Annotated in this window: 14 protein-coding genes; 3 read left to right on the top strand and 11 right to left on the bottom strand. The window is 72.1% G+C overall.

Annotated features, from left to right (window positions below; genetic code table 11):
• Nucleotides 1–27: 27 nt before the first annotated feature.
• The 11 genes from AB0389_RS33795 to AB0389_RS33845 form a co-directional block, all read right to left on the bottom strand.
• A complete protein-coding gene (locus tag AB0389_RS33795; protein WP_366399369.1) occupies nt 28–909 on the bottom strand; it encodes an RNA polymerase sigma factor SigF in 882 nt (293 codons plus the stop codon).
• 232 nt (nt 910–1141) lie between these two features.
• On the bottom strand, nt 1142–1939 hold the full coding sequence (locus tag AB0389_RS33800; protein WP_366399384.1) for an RNA polymerase sigma factor SigF: 798 nt from the start codon (nt 1937–1939) through the stop codon (nt 1142–1144).
• A gap of 343 nt (nt 1940–2282) precedes the next feature.
• The gene (locus AB0389_RS33805) at nt 2283–2576 is read right to left on the bottom strand and encodes a Dabb family protein (protein WP_366399370.1); all 294 of its coding nucleotides are present in this window, start codon (nt 2574–2576) and stop codon (nt 2283–2285) included.
• A 38-nt stretch (nt 2577–2614) separates the two neighbouring features.
• A complete protein-coding gene (locus tag AB0389_RS33810) occupies nt 2615–2779 on the bottom strand; it encodes a hypothetical protein (RefSeq protein ID WP_366399371.1) in 165 nt (54 codons plus the stop codon).
• A 265-nt stretch (nt 2780–3044) separates the two neighbouring features.
• A complete protein-coding gene (locus AB0389_RS33815; protein WP_366399372.1) occupies nt 3045–3782 on the bottom strand; it encodes a methyltransferase domain-containing protein in 738 nt (245 codons plus the stop codon).
• Between the two features lie 4 nt (nt 3783–3786).
• Complete coding sequence (locus tag AB0389_RS33820; RefSeq protein ID WP_366399385.1) at nt 3787–4530, bottom strand: SDR family oxidoreductase; 744 nt, start codon at nt 4528–4530, stop codon at nt 3787–3789.
• Nucleotides 4531–4556: 26 nt separating this feature from the next.
• Nucleotides 4557–5414: a TauD/TfdA family dioxygenase gene (locus AB0389_RS33825; RefSeq protein WP_366399373.1), complete on the bottom strand. Its 858-nt coding sequence runs from the start codon at nt 5412–5414 to the stop codon at nt 4557–4559.
• Between the two features lie 25 nt (nt 5415–5439).
• The gene (locus AB0389_RS33830) at nt 5440–6696 is read right to left on the bottom strand and encodes an aminotransferase class III-fold pyridoxal phosphate-dependent enzyme (RefSeq protein ID WP_366399374.1); all 1257 of its coding nucleotides are present in this window, start codon (nt 6694–6696) and stop codon (nt 5440–5442) included.
• A 34-nt stretch (nt 6697–6730) separates the two neighbouring features.
• Nucleotides 6731–11107: an AMP-binding protein gene (locus AB0389_RS33835; RefSeq protein ID WP_366399375.1), complete on the bottom strand. Its 4377-nt coding sequence runs from the start codon at nt 11105–11107 to the stop codon at nt 6731–6733.
• A complete protein-coding gene (locus tag AB0389_RS33840; protein WP_366399376.1) occupies nt 11104–11685 on the bottom strand; it encodes a DUF6309 family protein in 582 nt (193 codons plus the stop codon). Before AB0389_RS33840 ends, AB0389_RS33835 begins: the two co-directional genes overlap by 4 nt.
• Before the next feature lie 59 nt (nt 11686–11744).
• A complete protein-coding gene (locus AB0389_RS33845; RefSeq protein ID WP_366399377.1) occupies nt 11745–12602 on the bottom strand; it encodes a phytanoyl-CoA dioxygenase in 858 nt (285 codons plus the stop codon).
• Nucleotides 12603–13039: 437 nt separating this feature from the next.
• Between AB0389_RS33845 and AB0389_RS33850 the strand changes: the two genes are divergently transcribed.
• From AB0389_RS33850 to AB0389_RS33860, 3 genes are read left to right on the top strand one after another with little or no spacing between them, the layout of a single operon-like run.
• On the top strand, nt 13040–14281 hold the full coding sequence (locus AB0389_RS33850) for a cytochrome P450 (protein ID WP_366399378.1): 1242 nt from the start codon (nt 13040–13042) through the stop codon (nt 14279–14281).
• A 52-nt stretch (nt 14282–14333) separates the two neighbouring features.
• Entirely contained in the window at nt 14334–14537 is a 204-nt protein-coding gene (locus AB0389_RS33855; RefSeq protein WP_366399379.1) for a ferredoxin, read from the top strand.
• A gap of 50 nt (nt 14538–14587) precedes the next feature.
• Entirely contained in the window at nt 14588–15880 is a 1293-nt protein-coding gene (locus AB0389_RS33860) for an FAD-dependent oxidoreductase (protein WP_366399386.1), read from the top strand.
• Nucleotides 15881–15984: the final 104 nt, after the last annotated feature.

The following is a 15984-nucleotide window of genomic DNA, read 5'->3' on the forward strand; positions in this document are numbered from 1 at the left end:
CGGACGAGGGGCGGGGTTCGGCGTTCCTCAGTCGGAGATGAGCCCTTCCCGCAGCTGCGCGAGTGTGCGGGTGAGCAGGCGTGAGACATGCATCTGTGAGATGCCGACCTCTTCGCCGATCTGGGACTGCGTCATGTTCGCGAAGAACCGCAGCATGATGATCTGCCGTTCGCGCGGCGGCAGTTTGGCCAGCAGCGGCTTGAGGGACTCGCGGTACTCGACGCCTTCCAGCGCCATGTCCTCGTACCCGAGCCGGTCCGCGAGCGAGCCCTCGCCGCCGTCGTCCTCGGGCGAGGGGGAGTCCAGCGAGGACGCCGTGTACGCGTTGCCGACGGCCAGGCCGTCGACCACGTCCTCCTCGGACACGCCCAGCACGGCGGCGAGTTCGGGCACGGTGGGCGAGCGGTCGAGCTTCTGCGCCAGCTCGTCGCTGGCCTTGGTCAGCGCGAGACGCAGCTCCTGGAGCCGGCGCGGGACCCGTACGGACCACGAGGTGTCCCGGAAGAAGCGCTTGATCTCGCCGACGACCGTCGGCATCGCGAACGTCGGGAATTCCACGCCGCGTTCGCAGTCGAACCGGTCGATCGCCTTGATCAGGCCGATCGTGCCGACCTGGACGATGTCCTCCATCGGCTCGTTGCGGCTGCGGAACCTGGCCGCCGCGTACCGCACGAGCGGCAGGTTCAGCTCGATGAGGGTGTCACGTACGTAGGCGCGCTCCGGACTGTCCTGTTCGAGCACGGCGAGCCGCAGGAACAGGGAGCGGGACAGAGTACGGGTGTCGATGGCTTCCGGCTGGGACGCGCGTGGCTGCACTGGCGGGACCACGTGGTCGAGCGCATTCGGCGTCGGCGCTGACGCGGTCTTCGTGAGCGTGAGCACCTTCGAGCTGCCCTGTTCTACGGACATGCCACCCCCTTGAGGTCGCGGACGGTCGCGGCGGCGCTCCCGTCGGAGGAACGCAGCCTCCACCTGAATACCGGCGGCGGGACTGCGGCAAACGCGGTTCCAGCAGAATGTCACATGTCGGCAACACGCTGTAGTGACATGTCGACAAGTTGCCGCTTGGAACGTCCGCGAATATGGGGGTATGTGGCTTTTCGTGGGAGGGGTTGAGCTGACAGGTTTTTACCTGCGAGGGTTAAGCCTCGATCCGATTTGCGGATCGCAACCGCGCGAAACTTCGCGCCAACAGCCTTGACACATGCATCTGCGAAACGCCCAGCTCCTGACTGATCTGGGACTGCGTCAGGTTGTTGTAGTAACGCAGCATCAGAATCCGCTGCTCCCGCTCGGGCAGTTGCACCAGCAGATGGCGCACCAGGTCGCGGTGCTCGACGCCGGCCAGCGCGGGGTCCTCGTAGCCGAGCCGGTCCAGCAGCCCGGGGAGCCCGTCGCCCTCCTGGGCGGCCTCCAGGGAGGTCGCGTGGTACGAGCGTCCCGCCTCGATGCAGGCGAGCACCTCGTCCTCGGAGATCTTCAGCCGCTCGGCGATCTCGGCGGTGGTCGGGGAGCGGCCGTGAGCGGTCGTCAGGTCCTCGGTGGCGCCGGTGACCTGGACCCACAGCTCGTGCAGCCGGCGCGGTACGTGGACGGTCCGCACATTGTCCCGAAAGTAGCGTTTGATCTCGCCGACGACGGTCGGCATCGCGAAGGTGGGGAACTGGACCCCGCGGTCCGGGTCGAACCGGTCGATGGCGTTGATCAGACCGATCGTGCCGACCTGGACGACGTCCTCCATCGGCTCGTTACGGCTGCGGAAGCGTGCGGCGGCGTAGCGCACCAGGGGCAGATTCGCCTCGATGAGGGCGCCCCGTACCCGGGTGTGTGCCGGGCAGCCCGGCTCCAGGCCCTTCAGTTCGGCGAAGAGCACCTGGGTGAGCGCCCTGGTGTCGGCGCCGCGGCTCCCCGGGGTGGGGCGCGTGCCCGCCCCGGTCAGGGGCCCGGACTCGGGGAGCGGCGCGGTCTCGGTGAGGATCTCGACCGGGGGTTCCGCCTGGGGCAGCACCTGAGGGGGCGCGCAGGGAGGCGCGGGAGGTGCAGGGGGCGCGAGTGGTGCGAGTGGTGCGCTGGGAGGCGCGCAGGGTGGTGTCGTACTGGCCGGCACGGTAACGCCACCCCTTTGCGGTCGACTAGGTCAACTCATCCGTCAAAAGCGGTCATAGCATCACAAGACATGCCCACTCTGTGCAAGCACCCGAAAAAACCGTGTTGACGTCATGATGGGGTAATAAACCCAAAAACCCCACACCGAACCGGTGTGGGGGAGGGGCGTGGACCGCTCAGAACTCGTAGTCGGCGATCACCCAGGTGGCGAATTCGCGCCACTTCGCGACACCGGCCTGATGGGCCGGGTGGTCCAGATAGAGCTGGAGCGCGGCCGGGTCGGCGACCGCCGCGTTGATGGCGTAGTCGTAGGCGATCGGCCGGTCGCTGATGTTCCAGGCGCACTCCCAGAACGCGAGCTCGGGGATCTGCCCGCCCAGCTCCTCGAAGGCCGTCACCCCGGCGATCACCCGGGGCTCGTCGCGCGCGACGCCGTCGTTGAGTTTGAAGAGGACCAGGTGACGGATCAAGGGGTGCTCCTGCGGTACGGCGGGGGGCGGGCGCGGCGCTAATTGACGAGCGACGTCATGAACTCGCCGACGCCCTGCGCGGCGCTCGCGATGCCCTCGAACCCTACCCCCACGAGTTCGGCGGACCGCTTAGGAGAAGTGATGATCGTGTACAGCACGAACACGGCGAGTCCGTACAGCACGATCTTCTTTGCTTGCCCCATCTGTCGCGCGCCTCCCCGTGCCCTGTGCTCTCCCGTGTGCGGTCGCGAGAGTCTAACCGTATGAGCTGTTCTACCCAGAGGCTATGCGCACCGTAACTGTCTCTGGCGGCCCACGGCTCGGAGAGCGACGCGCCGGGCGGGCGCGACCCTTGGGCCGGGCAAGGGCGCGTACTGCACCCAGTACTGAGGCGGGCGCCCGGAGCCGCCTCCGCCCGCGCCGGGGTGGGGGCAGAGGCGGCTCCCGGATTCCGGCCGATTCCGGCCGCTACTCGTCCAGGTGGCGCCAGCGCACCGGGTCGTGGTCGGCGGCGCCTGGTCTGGCCGTGGGGAGCGGGCCGTGGTGGGCGCAGTCGAGGACGAGCGTCTCGTCGGCGCCCGGCTGGAACGCGTAACCCACCCGGTCGAGCCGCGACTCCACGCCCAGACCGTCGAGCGTGGTGCGCAGCCGGTCGAGACCCGGGTAGCGGCGGTCGCTGGTGTGCTGCACCACCGGGTAGATCCGCACCTCCCGCCGGGCCACCCTGACCAGTTCGAGCAGCGCGCTGAAGTGGAACTCCTCGCTCAGCCGCGCCCCGTACGAGAACAGCAGGTGCGAGCTGAGGACGAGGTCGAAGGAGCGGTCGGCGAACGGCAGGTGGGGCAGGGCGGCCTCGACGTAACGCTCCGGGCGGGCCTCGATATCGGCGGCGAAGGCGCGCGCGGACCCGGCACGCAGCCGCGTGTACCGCTCCGGACCGCCGAACCAGCTCCACTCGTACCGCGACGCGTGGTCCGCCACGTCCCGGTGCTTGTGCTCGATCTCGTGCAGCGCCAGTTTCCCCAACTGGTCCGCCTGTGGACCGTATTGAGGATCCACCGCTACGACATCCGTCCCCCGGGCCCCCGCCTCCGCCGCGAAGCTCGCCGCTCCGGCCGGGCAGTCCAGCACGCGCAGGGCGAGATCGTCGTCCGAGAGCGCGAACATCGCCCGGTACTCGTCGAAGGAGCGTGCGCTGACCAGCATCGCGTCACCCCCGTCCGATGTACGGCATCGTCGTCGGCAGGACCGTCAGGAACTGCACATTGGTGTCCAGCGGCATCGACGCCATCAGCAGCAGCGCCTCGGTGAAGCGCGCCACGGGGAGGGTCGCCTCCACCGCCATCGTGCCGTCGGCCTGCATCGCGGGCGGCTGCGGGCTGCCGTCCACCGGGGCCACATTGCCCACGTCGAGCTGCCCGCAGGAGATGTTGTACGGGCGGCCGTCGAGCGACAGCGCCCTGGTCAGACCGAGGACCGCGTGCTTGGCGGCGGTGTAGGCGATCGCGTTCGGGCGGGGTGAATGGGCGGACGGAGCGCCGTTGTTGATGATCCGGCCGCCCTGCGGGGACTGGTCGCGCATGGTGCGGAACGCCTCCTGCGCGCAGAGGAACGTGCCCGTGACGGTGGTGTCCATCACCCGGCTCCACTCCTCGTACGGCACCTCCGCGACCGGCCGGCGCGGTACGGCCGCGCCCGCGTTGTTGAACAGCAGGTCCAGCCGGCCGAAGTGGTCGCGTACGGTCGCGAAGAGCGCCGCGACCCCGTCAGGGCTGCTGATGTCGGTGGGTACGGAGATCACCCGGTCAGGGCCCGCGCCCGACAGTTCGGCGGTCTCGTCGAGGGCCTTCGCGCGCCGGCCGGCCAGCGCGAGCGACCAGCCCCGGTCCAGCAGCGCCAGCGCGGCGGCCCGGCCGAGGCCGCTGCCGCCGCCGGTGACGACCCCGATCCTCATCCCGGTCTCGGGGAGAGCGTCGCCGGTCACCGTTCGTTCATCCACGCGCGCAGGATCCGGCGGGCGTCAGGGCCCGGCGAGTCGATGTACGGGGAACGGCCGTGCAGCACACGGCTGTTGCGGATCATCAGCAGATCACCGGCGGCCAGCCGCAGCCCGAAGGCGATCTCCGGGCGGTAGAGCACCGCGTCGAGGTAGTCGAGGGCGTCGAGGCGGCGGGCGTCGAGGTCGGCGGACGCCCGTACCGTCCGGGTCTGGTAGTAGCAGCCGACCGTCCCGTCGTCCTGCGTGAAGAGGATCGGCGTGACGAGGATCTGCTGCCCCGCGCGGCCGGTCCTGTCGTACCTCCACTCCTCCTTGAGCAGGGCGAGCACGTCCGGCCGCTCCCGCTCGATGATGTCGTGGACGTGCCGGGCGCTGGCCAGCTTGGTGTTGCCGCCGCCGTCGGCCGCCGGCTGGAGACAGAGGAGGACGAGCAGGTCACAGGTGTCGCAGTGGAAGCCCAGCTCGGTCGCCCCGTCGCCGTCGCGGTCGCGCAGGACGGTCCACAGGCCGCCCTGGGCGTTCTGCGGTACGGCACCGCCCACCTCGGTCAGGAGGAAGGAGAGGGCGGTGATGAGGTCGGCGTCGGACGCGGCCGGGGAGAGCAGGTTGCGGACGTTCACAAAGCCCACGGCGTCCAGGCTCCGCCCGATGAACGCGCGCACGGCCGCGTACGCCTTCTCGGCCTCGCCGCCGCCCCAGCGCTCGGCCAGGGCGTCGGTCCACAGCAGCCGGCGGTCCTCGTCGGAGATCGACATCGACCACACCTCGCGGGCGGATTCGAGGTACTCGCTGGTCCAGCCGACATCGCCGGTCGTGGTGCCCGTTGTTGATCCGGTCATGGCGTGATCAGTCCTTTCGGGGGTTTCACCGGGTTGCTGTGGCGACCGCTTCCGCCCACAGCGCGAGCGCCTCGTCGATCTGCTCCGCCGTGACGATCAGCGCCGGCAGCATCCGTACGACATTGCCGTGCACCCCGCAGGTGAGCAGCAGCAGTCCGAGATCAGCGGCGGCCCGCTGGGCGCGCTGGGCGGTCGCGGGGTCGGGGGAGCCGTCGGGCCGGCAGAACTCGTTGCCCGCCATCAGACCCACCCCCCTGACATCGGCGATGGCCGGGCAGTCGGCGGCGGTCTTGCGCAGGCCGTCCGCCAGCAGACCGCCCTGTACGGCGGCGTTCGCCACCAGGTCCTCGTCGCGGATCACATCGAGCGTGGCGAGGGCGGCGGCACAGGCCACGGCGTTGCCGCCGTACGTACCGCCCTGCGAGCCCGGCCAGGCGCGGCTCATCAGCTCGGTGGGCGCGGCGAGCGCCGACAGCGGGAAGCCGCTGGCCAGGCCCTTCGCCGTGATCACCATGTCCGGTACGACGCCGGGCGCGTGCTGGTGCGCCCAGAACGCGCCGGTCCTGCCGAAGCCGGCCTGGATCTCGTCGGCCACCAGCAGGATCCCGTGCCGGTCGGCGCGCTCCCGCAGCCCCGCCAGGAAGCCGGGCGGTGCGGGCACGAACCCGCCCTCGCCCAGCACCGGTTCGACGAACATCGCCGCCGTCTCGGCCGGTGCGCTGACGGTGGCCAGTACGTGGTCGAGGCCGCGCAGCGCGTGCGCGACGGCCGCCTCCTCGCTCATGCCGAGCCGGAAGGCGTACGGGAAGGGCGCCACCGCGACGCCCGGCATCAGCGGGCCGATCCCGGCACGGAAGCGGGTGCCCGCCGTACTCATCGCCGCCGCGCCCATGGTGCGGCCGTGGAAGGAGCCGTCGAACACGATCACGTTCTGCCGGCCGGTGGCCTGCCGGGCGAGCCGCAGCGCCGCCTCCACCGCCTCGCTGCCCGAGTTCAGATAGAAGAGCGAGTCCAGACCGGCGGGCAACACCTCGCCCAACCGCGCGGTGAGCGTGAGGAGTTGGTCGTGCAGCACGGTGGTGTACTGCCCGTGGATCAGCCGGCCGGCCTGCCGCTGCACGGCTTCGACGACCCGGGGATGGCAGTGGCCGGTGCCGGTCACCCCGACGCCGGCGGTGAAGTCGAGGTAGCGGCGGTCGTCGGCGTCGTACAGATACATGCCCTCGCCTCTGGTGGCGATGACGGGGGTGGCCTGTCTGAGGGCCGGGGAGAGCTGGGTCATGGCTTCCCTTCGTGTCGTGAGAATGGTGTCGCGGTCAGGGGCGGCTGGGGGACGGGCACGGTGAACCGGCCTGTGGGCCGGGGCCGTTGGGGGAGGCGACGGCCGCCGGGAGGAAGCCGGTGCCGGTCGCCCAGGACAGCGCGGCCGACCACCAGCGGGCGGTCGGCTCGGCGAACCGCACCCCGAGCCGGTCGAGCACCGCGTGGGTCCACGCGCTGTCGACGGCGACGTTGCGGTCGCCGAGCTGGGCCCAGGCCGAGGCGAGCCGCGCCATGTCCGGATGGTGCCGCTCGGCACGGGCCAGCGCGGTGGCGAACGTGGCGTCGTCCGTCAGCCGGACGGGATAGCCGTGGCGGTTGATCCACCCCACCAGCTCGTCGTGGGCGACGGTGTGCGGCGACTCGACGTGGTAGACGCCCGGCGCCGCGTACGGACAGTCCGCGATCGCCGCGATGCCCGCCGCCACCGTGTCCACGTGGGAGAACGCGAACGTGGTCGACGGCCGGCTCGGCGCCGCTCCGGCCAGGACGTAGCCCCGTACCGTCTGGTAGATCCGGTTGTCCGCGATGTTCTGCTGGAACGCCCCGGTCAGGCTGTGCGCCGCGATATGGCCGCTGCGGTGGACAGCGGCCTGGCGCCCGGAGGCGGCCCAGGCGCGTACGGTCTCCTCCGCCCGGAACTTCGCCTTCTCGTACGGGGTGCGGAAGCTCTGGCCGATCCGGAGGTCCGCCTCGCTGAACCGGCGTACGGGCCCGGCGACACCGCCCGCGACGGCCAGCGTGGAGATGTGGTGCAGCCGGGCGCCGGGGGCGTGGGCGTCGATCCAGTCGAGCAGCCGCCGTACGGCGGCGTTGTTGGTGCGCTCCAGCTCGGCGGGGGAGCCCACCAGCCGCACGTCCGCGGCGGCGTGGACGACGATCCGGGCGGTACGGGCGCGGGCGAGACCGGCGGGGGAGAGGCCGAGGCCCTCCTGGGTGATGTCGCCGACGACGGTCTCGGCATCGGCGCCCGCGAGCCGCCGGGCCGCCTCGGCGTCGCTTCCCCCGCGCACCAGACAGGTCACGCGCGCGCCCCGGCCGGTCAGTTCGGCGAGCAGATGGCGGCCCAGATAGCCGGTCGCCCCGGTCAGGAGTACGGGGGCGGGCTCGCGCACCACGAGCCGGCCGCCGCGGAACGGGGCGGCGCCGCGGTGCAGGAGCTGGCCGGAGGTGGACACCGCTGCCCTGGAGTGGGGGACAGCGACGGTGCCCGCGGCATCGGACACCGCCCGGGAGAAGGCGGTGAAGATCCGCTCCGCCGTACGGTGGGAGAGCCGGGGCCACGCGTACACCAGGTCGGTCACCAGCCTGTCGTCGACGATCCGGGCGGTGAGGCGGAGCCGGTAGAGCGTGTCGCCGTCGGTACAGCGGGCCGTACCGGCCTGTTCGTCCGCGACCGTCCAGCCCAGGGACGGTTCGTCGGGCAGCCGGAACGTACCCAGGAAGTTGAACGCGGCCTCGGGGCGCGGGCCTTCGGCGTCCATCGGCAGCTGGGGCGTCCGCCGTACGAGATCCTCGACCTCGGTCCCGGACACGCGCGGTGTGCCGTCCGCCGCGTCGGTGGCGTTGATGGCAAGCCACTTGACGGCGGTGAACCAGCCCACGGTGTCCAGGTACTGCCCGCCGTCGCGGTCCGGTCCGCCGTCGGTCCCGGCGCGTTCGGTGGCGCGGCCGTGGGTCTCCACCTCCACCCCGAGGCGCCGCTGACCGCTCCAGGCCAGGGTGGCCCCGGCGAACGCCGCGAGCAGGACGGCTTCGAGGCGCTGGGCCCGGCCGTGGCGGGCGAGGAGGCGGCCGGTAGCGCGCTCGTCGAGACACCAGGTGAGGGCCGTCGGCTCCGTACGCCCGGCCGCGTCGTCCACCGGGAGCCGGGGCGCGACCGCCGGGTGTGCGGCGCTGCCGGGCGGGGGCGCGGCGGCGGCCCACGTATAGAAGTCGGCGGTCGGCGGGAGGTCGGCGGGCCGGTCGGCGAGAGCGGCCCGGTAGGCGGCGGCGAGGTCGTCGAGGAGGATGCGCCACGACAGCCCGTCGACGACGAGGTGATGGGCGATCAGCGCGAGCCGGTCGTCCCCGCCGGGCCCTGCGGAGAAGAGGTGCACCCTCAGCAGCCGTCCGGCCTCCGGGTCGAGACCGCGGTGCAGTTCGGTGCAGAGCGCGCCGATCGTCTCGGACGAGGAACCGGCGGGGCCCGCGGGCAGCCGGGAGTGGCTCACCGCGTCCAGGTCGTCCGCGGGCCTGAGCGCTCCGGGGCCGCCCGGGCCGAGCGGCCGGCGCAGCGCCGTGTGCCGGTGCAGGACGGCTCGGACCGCCGCCGCGAGGGCCCCGGCGTCCACGCGGACCCGGCAGCGCAGCAGGACGGACTGGTTCCAGTGGCGTGGTGCGTCGAGGGGCTGCCGGAGGAGCCAGCGCTGCGCGGGGGCGAGCCGGCCCGGAGGGGGAGTCTCGGTGTGCGGGCGCGTACGCGGAAGGTCCGGGAAGTGCGGGAGGTGCCGCGCCGGTGCCGTGGCCGCCGCTGCCAGCAGGGCGGGTGTCGGGTGCTCGTAGAAGTCCTCGAACGCGACGCGGTGGCCGTGCCGGCGCAGGGACGCGATGGTGCGCATGGCGAGAATCGACTCGCCGCCCAACTCCAGTACGTTGGCGTGCTGATCGACCAGCGGCAGGCCCAGCGCGTCCGCCCACAGCTTGGCGATGGTGCGCGCCAGCGACGCCGTGGCGCTCCCGTGCGGGGTTCCGGTCGGGGTCCGGGTGGGGGCTGACGGTGTGCTGCGTTGCTGTGCCGTACGCGCGCGGGACTGGATGAGGCCGGAGACCGTGGCGCCGAGCCGCTCGCGGTCGAGCTTCCCGTTCGCTCCGTAAGGGAAGTCGGGCAGCGCGAGGAGCGGCTGCGGTACGGAGTGGCCCGGCAGCCGGTCGCGGAGGTACGGGCGGAGCGCGGCGAGCGTCTTCTCCGCTTCCTCGGACCCGGCCTCGTACGGGTCGTCCAGCCGTACGGCGGCGACCAGTTGGCTGCCCGACGGGGTGGCGCGCACGATCACCGCGCACTGGCGGACGCCGGGGAACTTCTCGATGATGTGCTCGATCTCGACCGGGTCGACACGGAAGCCCCTGATCTTGGCCTGGCGGTCGGACCGGCCGACGTAGACGAGGTCGCCGTCCGGCCGGCGGCGGCACACGTCGCCCGTCCGGTACTCCCGTACGCCCTCGTGGGTGACGAACCGGTGCGCGGTCTCCGACGGCCGGCCGAAGTACCCGGCGCTCACGCCCGCGCCGCCGATGTGGAGTTCGCCCTCGTCCGTGCCGGGCGCCAGGCGCAGCCGTACGTCGCCGAGGGCGGTGCCGATGGGCACGGTGGCCTCGTCCGCGGGCAGTTCGGCCACGCGGGAGGCGAGGAAGCAGGTCGCGCCGACGGTGGTCTCGGTCGGTCCGTAGTGGTTGGCGACGCGCGTGGCGACACCGTCCCGCAGCAGGCCCGCGGCGAGCGACCTGGGCAGCGCCTCGCCGCCGAGGATGACGGTGCCGAGGGCGCCGCCGTGCGCGGGCCGGCCGGCCAGCAGCGCGGTCAGGTGCGAGGGGGTGGTCTTGAGCACCGTCACCCCGGCGTCGTACAGCGAGGCCCAGAACGCCTCCGGGTCGCGCGTCCGGTCGTCGGTGACGACGTGCACCGATCCGGCGGTCGCCAGCGCGAGCAGCCAGGCGGTGTGCCCGAGGTCCGCGGCGAGCGTGGTGACGTGGGCGACGCGGGGCGCGTCGGCGGCGGTGAGGCCGAGCCGGTCGCGCAGCGCGAGCGCGTAGTGCACGGCGTTGGCGTGGGTGACGGCGACGGCCTTCGGCTCCCCGCTCGACCCGGAGGTGAAGGAGAGATACGCGAGATCGTCGGGCGCCCATGCGCCGACAGGTACATCGGCGGGTATATCGGCAGGTACGTCGGCGGGTACGACGGAGGGACCGGCTCCGGCGGCGAGCGCGTCGACATCGACGAACTCGGTGCGGTACGGCGCGGGGGCGTGCGTCCCCGGGGTCGTACTGAGCACGCGGCCCACCTCGACGGCGTCCAGCCGCCGCCGTACGTCGTCCGGGCTCCACCCGGGATCGACCGGTACGACGGCGGCTCCCGAGCGCAGGATGCCGTGCAGCACCGCGCAGACCCGGGCGTCCCTGGCGCCGAGCAGCGCCACCCGGTCACCGCGGCCGGTGCCCAGGCCGGCGAGGCGGGCCGCGACGCGGCGGGCGACGGTGTCGAGGGTGCGGTGGTCGAGGGTGCGCGTGCCGTCGCCGAGGGCGGGGCGGCCGGGGTGGGCGAGGGCGTTGCGTATGAGCAGTTCGGGCAGTGAGGTGAGGGGGCGCGTCGCGTGATCCGTGTTCGGCTGCGTCATGTTCGTCGACCTCCGGACGGTGCATGCGGGGCGGGAGTACCGGCGATGAACGCGATCGGCCCGTCGTCGTCGCGTGACAGCCGCCCGGACAGCCGCCCGCCGAGCCGCCCGGCCAGCTCCCAGGCGAGCAGCCGGTGCAGGCCGTCGAGGTGGACGAGGCCCTCGCCGGTACGGAGATCCGCGTAGTCGCTGTGCGGCACCGGCTCCCGGCTGAAGTAGACGGAGGTGAACGGGGAGTCGCGGAACCTGTCGATCTTCGCCGTGCAGCGGGGGTTGGCCGCGGCCAGCTCCGCCGCGCGCGAGCGCAGCAGGTCGGCGGCCTGGCCGATGGTCAGCCCGGTGCGCGGTACGAGCGCGTACGCACCGCCCTCGCTGAGGTGCCACGGCAGTATCACCGCGCGGATCTCGGCGCGGGACAGCCGCGCCTTCGACCAGGTGCCGAAGATCTGGTCGGCCAGGGACAGCATGTTCTCCGCCTCCTGGTTGGTGTTCGCCTCGTGGTCGCGCGCCGCGGGGTGGTCCCGGCGGAAGGCGGTGAGCACCTCGTCGAAGGTGACCGGACCGATGATCTGTACCAACGCCACTCCTTGTCACAGGCGGTCTCGCGCTTCGTCTCGCGATGAGCGGTTGTACGGGCCTACCGGGCGTACGGGCTGAAGTGCCGCTCCGCGAACAGCTCCGGCCACCGTCCGCCGTCGAGGCCGAGAGCCCGGGCTCTGGCGAGCATGTGCCGCCAGTACGGCTTCACGGGCCGCCAGCGCGCCCCGGTCTGGCAGTAGCACGCGTCGACGAAGTAGCGGGGAGAGGCGCCGGGCGGGCTCGGCGCGGGCCTGCGGGCGTGCAGCAGGCCGGAGTTGACGAGTACGGTCGAGCCGGGCGGCAGCGCGTCGACCACCACCTCGCCGGGCAGCTCGGCGCTGCCGAGGTGGGAGAGCGCGGACTTGCCCCAGGGCTCCCGGTGGGAACCGGGCACCACCACGAGGCTGCCGATCGTGCCGTCGAGGCCCCCGAGATAGTGCAGCGCGTGGACCATCAGCAGCTTCGGATCGTCCTGGTCGTTCGGCTCGCGGTCGTGGTGCCACGATTTGCCGGGGATCCCGGGGCCGTGCCGGTCGCTGTGCAGATGGTGGAAGACGAACGGCGCGTCCATGAGGTCCGCGATCATCCTCAACAGCGGCTCGTGGGTGAGGAGTTCACCGTGCGCGGGCAGCTCCAGCTCCATGAGCGGCGGGGGACCGTCGAGCTCGGGGCCCGGGTCGGCGTCGGGGCGGGTGCCGTTACCGGGGCCGGGGCCGGGGCCGGGGCCGGGGGCGGGGTCGACGCAGGCGGCTATGGAGCGTGAGCGCAGCCCGCCGTCCACCCAGTGATCCACTTCGGGCGTGAGCCGCGTCCGTAACGACTCGGGAATGAGCCCGGGCAGGACGATGAATCCGGAGTCCGTGAATTGCTCGCGCAGCGCGGACGGAGTGCCATTGCCTTCGGGGGAGAGTGACATCCGAGAATTCCTCCTGAACAAATCCTGGCGCGCCATTGATCGACAAGAGAACAAACACGACGGCGCGCCTCAGGCAACCTAGGCAGAATCGCTTCTTCAGTCGCCACGATTACGCGGAACGGCCGAAAGACTCGCAGTCGAGTCCCGAAGCAGCCGGTTTACGGCCAATGGGCCAGGGGGCCGTGAAATTCGAACGAATGAGCGCGCGAAGGGTGCGTGAGGTGTGCGCCCATGGACGCGCCCGGGGTGCGCCCGTTGTACGCCCGGGGCGTGGGCGAGGGGTGCGGGCGAGGGGTGTAGAGCGCTACACCATGCGTTCGGGAGAAAGCTCCCTCGCGGCGGCAGGTGGGCGATGTGATGGTTGATCTCGGAAGTTCTCGATCCTCGTAACTGAGGGGGAACACCGTGAATTCGACTCGTCGTTCCGAGGAGGGACCATGACCAATACCCTGACCTGCCCCGCCGGTGGCGCGGCGGAACAGCCACTGGCATATCCACTGCCGCGGGCCGCCGAATGCCCGCTGGCTCCGGCTCCTGCCGTACAGGAACTGCGGGAAAAGAAACCGATCACGAAAGTGCGCATCTGGAACGGCGGCACGCCCTGGCTGATCACGCGCCACGCCGACCAGCGGGCACTGATGGCCGACCCCCGGGTGAGCGACGACGATCTCGACCCAGGGTTCCCGTATGTGAACGCCCACCGCGCCGAGGTGGCGCCGTACACACCGCGGCTGATCACGAACACGGACGCGCCGGAGCACACACGGCTGCGCAGGACGGTCAACGGGCCGTTCGTGGTCAAGCGGATCGAGAAGATGCGCGAGCCGGTGCAGAAGATCGTCGACGGTCTGATCGACACCATGCTGGCGGGCCCGAACCCGGTGGACCTGCTCCAGGCGTTCGCGCTGCCGGTGCCGTCGCTGGTCATCGCGGAGCTGCTCGGCGTCCCGTACAAGGACCACGACTTCTTCCAGCGCAGCAGCGGTCTGGTGCTGGACAGCACGGTGGCGCCGGAGAAGGCGCGCGAGGTCAGCGACGCGCTGGCCGCGTATCTGGACAACCTGCTCGGCGAGAAGATGGCCGCCCCCGGCGAGGACGTGCTCTCGGAGATGGGCGCGCGGGTCACGGCCGGCGAGATGAGCAGGACCGAGGCCGTGCACATGGGCGTGGCCATGCTGATCGCCGGGCACGAGACCACCGCGACGATGATCAGCCTGGGCACGCTGGCGTTCCTGCTCCACCCGGACCAGCTCGCCGTGGTGCGTGAGAGCGACGATCCGAAGGTCATCGCGAACGCGGTGGACGAGATGCTGCGCTACCTGACGATCCTCCAGACCGGTGTCCGGCGGGTCGCCAAGGAGGACATCGAGATCGGCGGCACGGTCATCGAGGCGGGCGACGGGATCATCTTCGATCTGCACGCCGCGAACTGGGACCCGGAGGCGTTCCCGGAGGCCGACCGGCTGGATGTCACCAGGCCGGCGCGGATGCACCAGGCCTTCGGGTACGGGCCGCACCAGTGCCTCGGGCAGAACCTGGCCCGGCTGGAGCTCCAGGTCGTCTACAGCACGCTCTACCGCCGGATTCCGACGCTGCGTCTGGCCGCGGCCGTCGAGGAGCTGGAGTTCGACCACACGGGGACGACGTACGGCGTACAGAGCCTCCCGGTCGCCTGGTAACGCTCCCCCCTCCCAGCACATACCCCCCACGAAGGAACAGAGGCGAACCCCCATGCGAGCAGAAGTAGAGCTGGACGTACCGAAATGCGTGGCTTCGGGTCAGTGCGTGATGGCCTCCCCCGAGGTCTTCGACCAGCGGGACGACGACGGCGTCGCGATCCTGCTGGAGAAGCACCCTGACGAGGACCTCCTCGACGGCGTGCGCGAAGCGGTGGCGATCTGCCCGGCCGCCGCGATCCGGCTGGTGGAGCGATGAGCGCGACGGAGCCGGTGAGTCCGGTGAGTCCGGTGAGTCCGGCGGAGCCGCTGAAGCGCGTGGTGGTCGTGGGCGCCTCGGCCGCCGGGCTCGCGGCGGCCGAGACCCTGCGGCGGGAAGGGTACGACGGCGCTCTCACCCTGATCGGCGACGAGCCGCACGCCCCGTACGACCGGCCCCCGCTCTCGAAGCAGATCCTGTCCGGCGAGTGGGGCCCCAAGCGGCTTCCGCTCCGCCCGTACGCCGATCTCGACGCCCTCGGCCTCGACCTGCGGCTGGGCGTGGCGGCGACCGGGCTGGACACGGCGGCCCGTACGGTGCGGCTCACGGACGGGGCGCGGGTGCCGTACGACGGGCTGATCGTGGCCACCGGCGTACGCCCCCGGCGGCTGCCGGGCGCGGAGGGCGCGGACGGCGCGGACTGCGCGGGCCGCACGGGCCGCGCGCATGTCCTGCGTACCGTGGACGACGCCGTCGCGCTGCGGGACCGGCTCGGTCCCGGGCGGCGGCTGGCCGTGGTCGGCGCCGGGTTCCTCGGCGCGGAGGTCGCCGCGGTGGCGCGGCAGCTCGGCGCGCGGGTGACCCTGATCGACCCCGCGCCCGTACCGCTGGCGCACGCGGTCGGCGCGGAGGTCGGGGAGGTGCTGGCACGGGCCCACCTTCAGAACGGGGTGGATCTGCGCACCGGCGTCCGGGTCCGGGAGATCACCGGGGACGGCGTGCTCCTCGCCGACGGGAGCCTGGTCGAGGCCGACGAGATCCTGGTCGCCGTCGGGTCGCTGCCCAACACGGAGTGGCTGGCGGACAGCGGACTCACCGTCGACAACGGGCTGGTGTGCGACGCGTACTGTGCCGCGGGCCCCGGCGTGTACGGGGCGGGCGACGTGGCCCGCTGGTACAACCCGCTGTTCGGCGTGGACATGCGCATCGAGCACCGTACGCACGCGGCCGAGCAGGGCATGGCCGCCGCCCGCAACCTGCTGCGCCCGGACGCGCGCAAGCCGTTCGCGCCCGTGCCGTACTTCTGGTCGGACCAGTACGACATGAAGATCCAGGCGTACGGCTGTCTCCGCGGCCATGACGAGGTGGCCGTCGTGGCCGGGGACCTGGCGGAGCGCCGGTTCGTGGCCGTCTACCGCACCGGGGACCGGGTGACCGGGGCCCTCGCGATCGGGATGCCGCCCAAGGCGATCCGCCTGTGGCGCCAGGCCATCGGGGCCGGCGCGCCGTGGCCGAAGGCGGAGACGGAGGCGGAGTCGGAGGCGGAGTCGGAGGCGGCGACGGAGGCAGCGACGGAGGCAGCGAACGGGACGGAGACGGCGCCGGTCATGGAAGCGGCTTAGGCCGGTCGGTCTCAGACCACGACCGACGGGCGGCCGGCGGAGATACCCGCCGGCGCCCGCGAGGAGCGAGACGCCCGGGTATCCCTGAAGTGTGCACGCGCTCG

This window comes from Streptomyces sp. NPDC093109 (assembly GCF_040701725.1).
Lineage (GTDB): Bacteria > Actinomycetota > Actinomycetes > Streptomycetales > Streptomycetaceae > Streptomyces.

What these genes read in the sequence shown, in the direction of transcription:
- AB0389_RS33795 (WP_366399369.1), bottom strand. Translation starts at nt 909, where the DNA reads ATGTCCGTAGAACAGGGCAGCTCGAAGGTGCTCACGCTCACGAAGACC.
- AB0389_RS33825 (WP_366399373.1), bottom strand. Translation starts at nt 5,414, where the DNA reads ATGACCGGATCAACAACGGGCACCACGACCGGCGATGTCGGCTGGACC.
- AB0389_RS33810 (WP_366399371.1), bottom strand. Translation starts at nt 2,779, where the DNA reads ATGGGGCAAGCAAAGAAGATCGTGCTGTACGGACTCGCCGTGTTCGTG.
- AB0389_RS33815 (WP_366399372.1), bottom strand. Translation starts at nt 3,782, where the DNA reads ATGCTGGTCAGCGCACGCTCCTTCGACGAGTACCGGGCGATGTTCGCG.
- AB0389_RS33820 (WP_366399385.1), bottom strand. Translation starts at nt 4,530, where the DNA reads ATGAGGATCGGGGTCGTCACCGGCGGCGGCAGCGGCCTCGGCCGGGCC.
- AB0389_RS33830 (WP_366399374.1), bottom strand. Translation starts at nt 6,696, where the DNA reads ATGACCCAGCTCTCCCCGGCCCTCAGACAGGCCACCCCCGTCATCGCC.
- AB0389_RS33835 (WP_366399375.1), bottom strand. Translation starts at nt 11,107, where the DNA reads ATGACGCAGCCGAACACGGATCACGCGACGCGCCCCCTCACCTCACTG.
- AB0389_RS33850 (WP_366399378.1), top strand. Translation starts at nt 13,040, where the DNA reads ATGACCAATACCCTGACCTGCCCCGCCGGTGGCGCGGCGGAACAGCCA.
- AB0389_RS33855 (WP_366399379.1), top strand. Translation starts at nt 14,334, where the DNA reads ATGCGAGCAGAAGTAGAGCTGGACGTACCGAAATGCGTGGCTTCGGGT.
- AB0389_RS33845 (WP_366399377.1), bottom strand. Translation starts at nt 12,602, where the DNA reads ATGTCACTCTCCCCCGAAGGCAATGGCACTCCGTCCGCGCTGCGCGAG.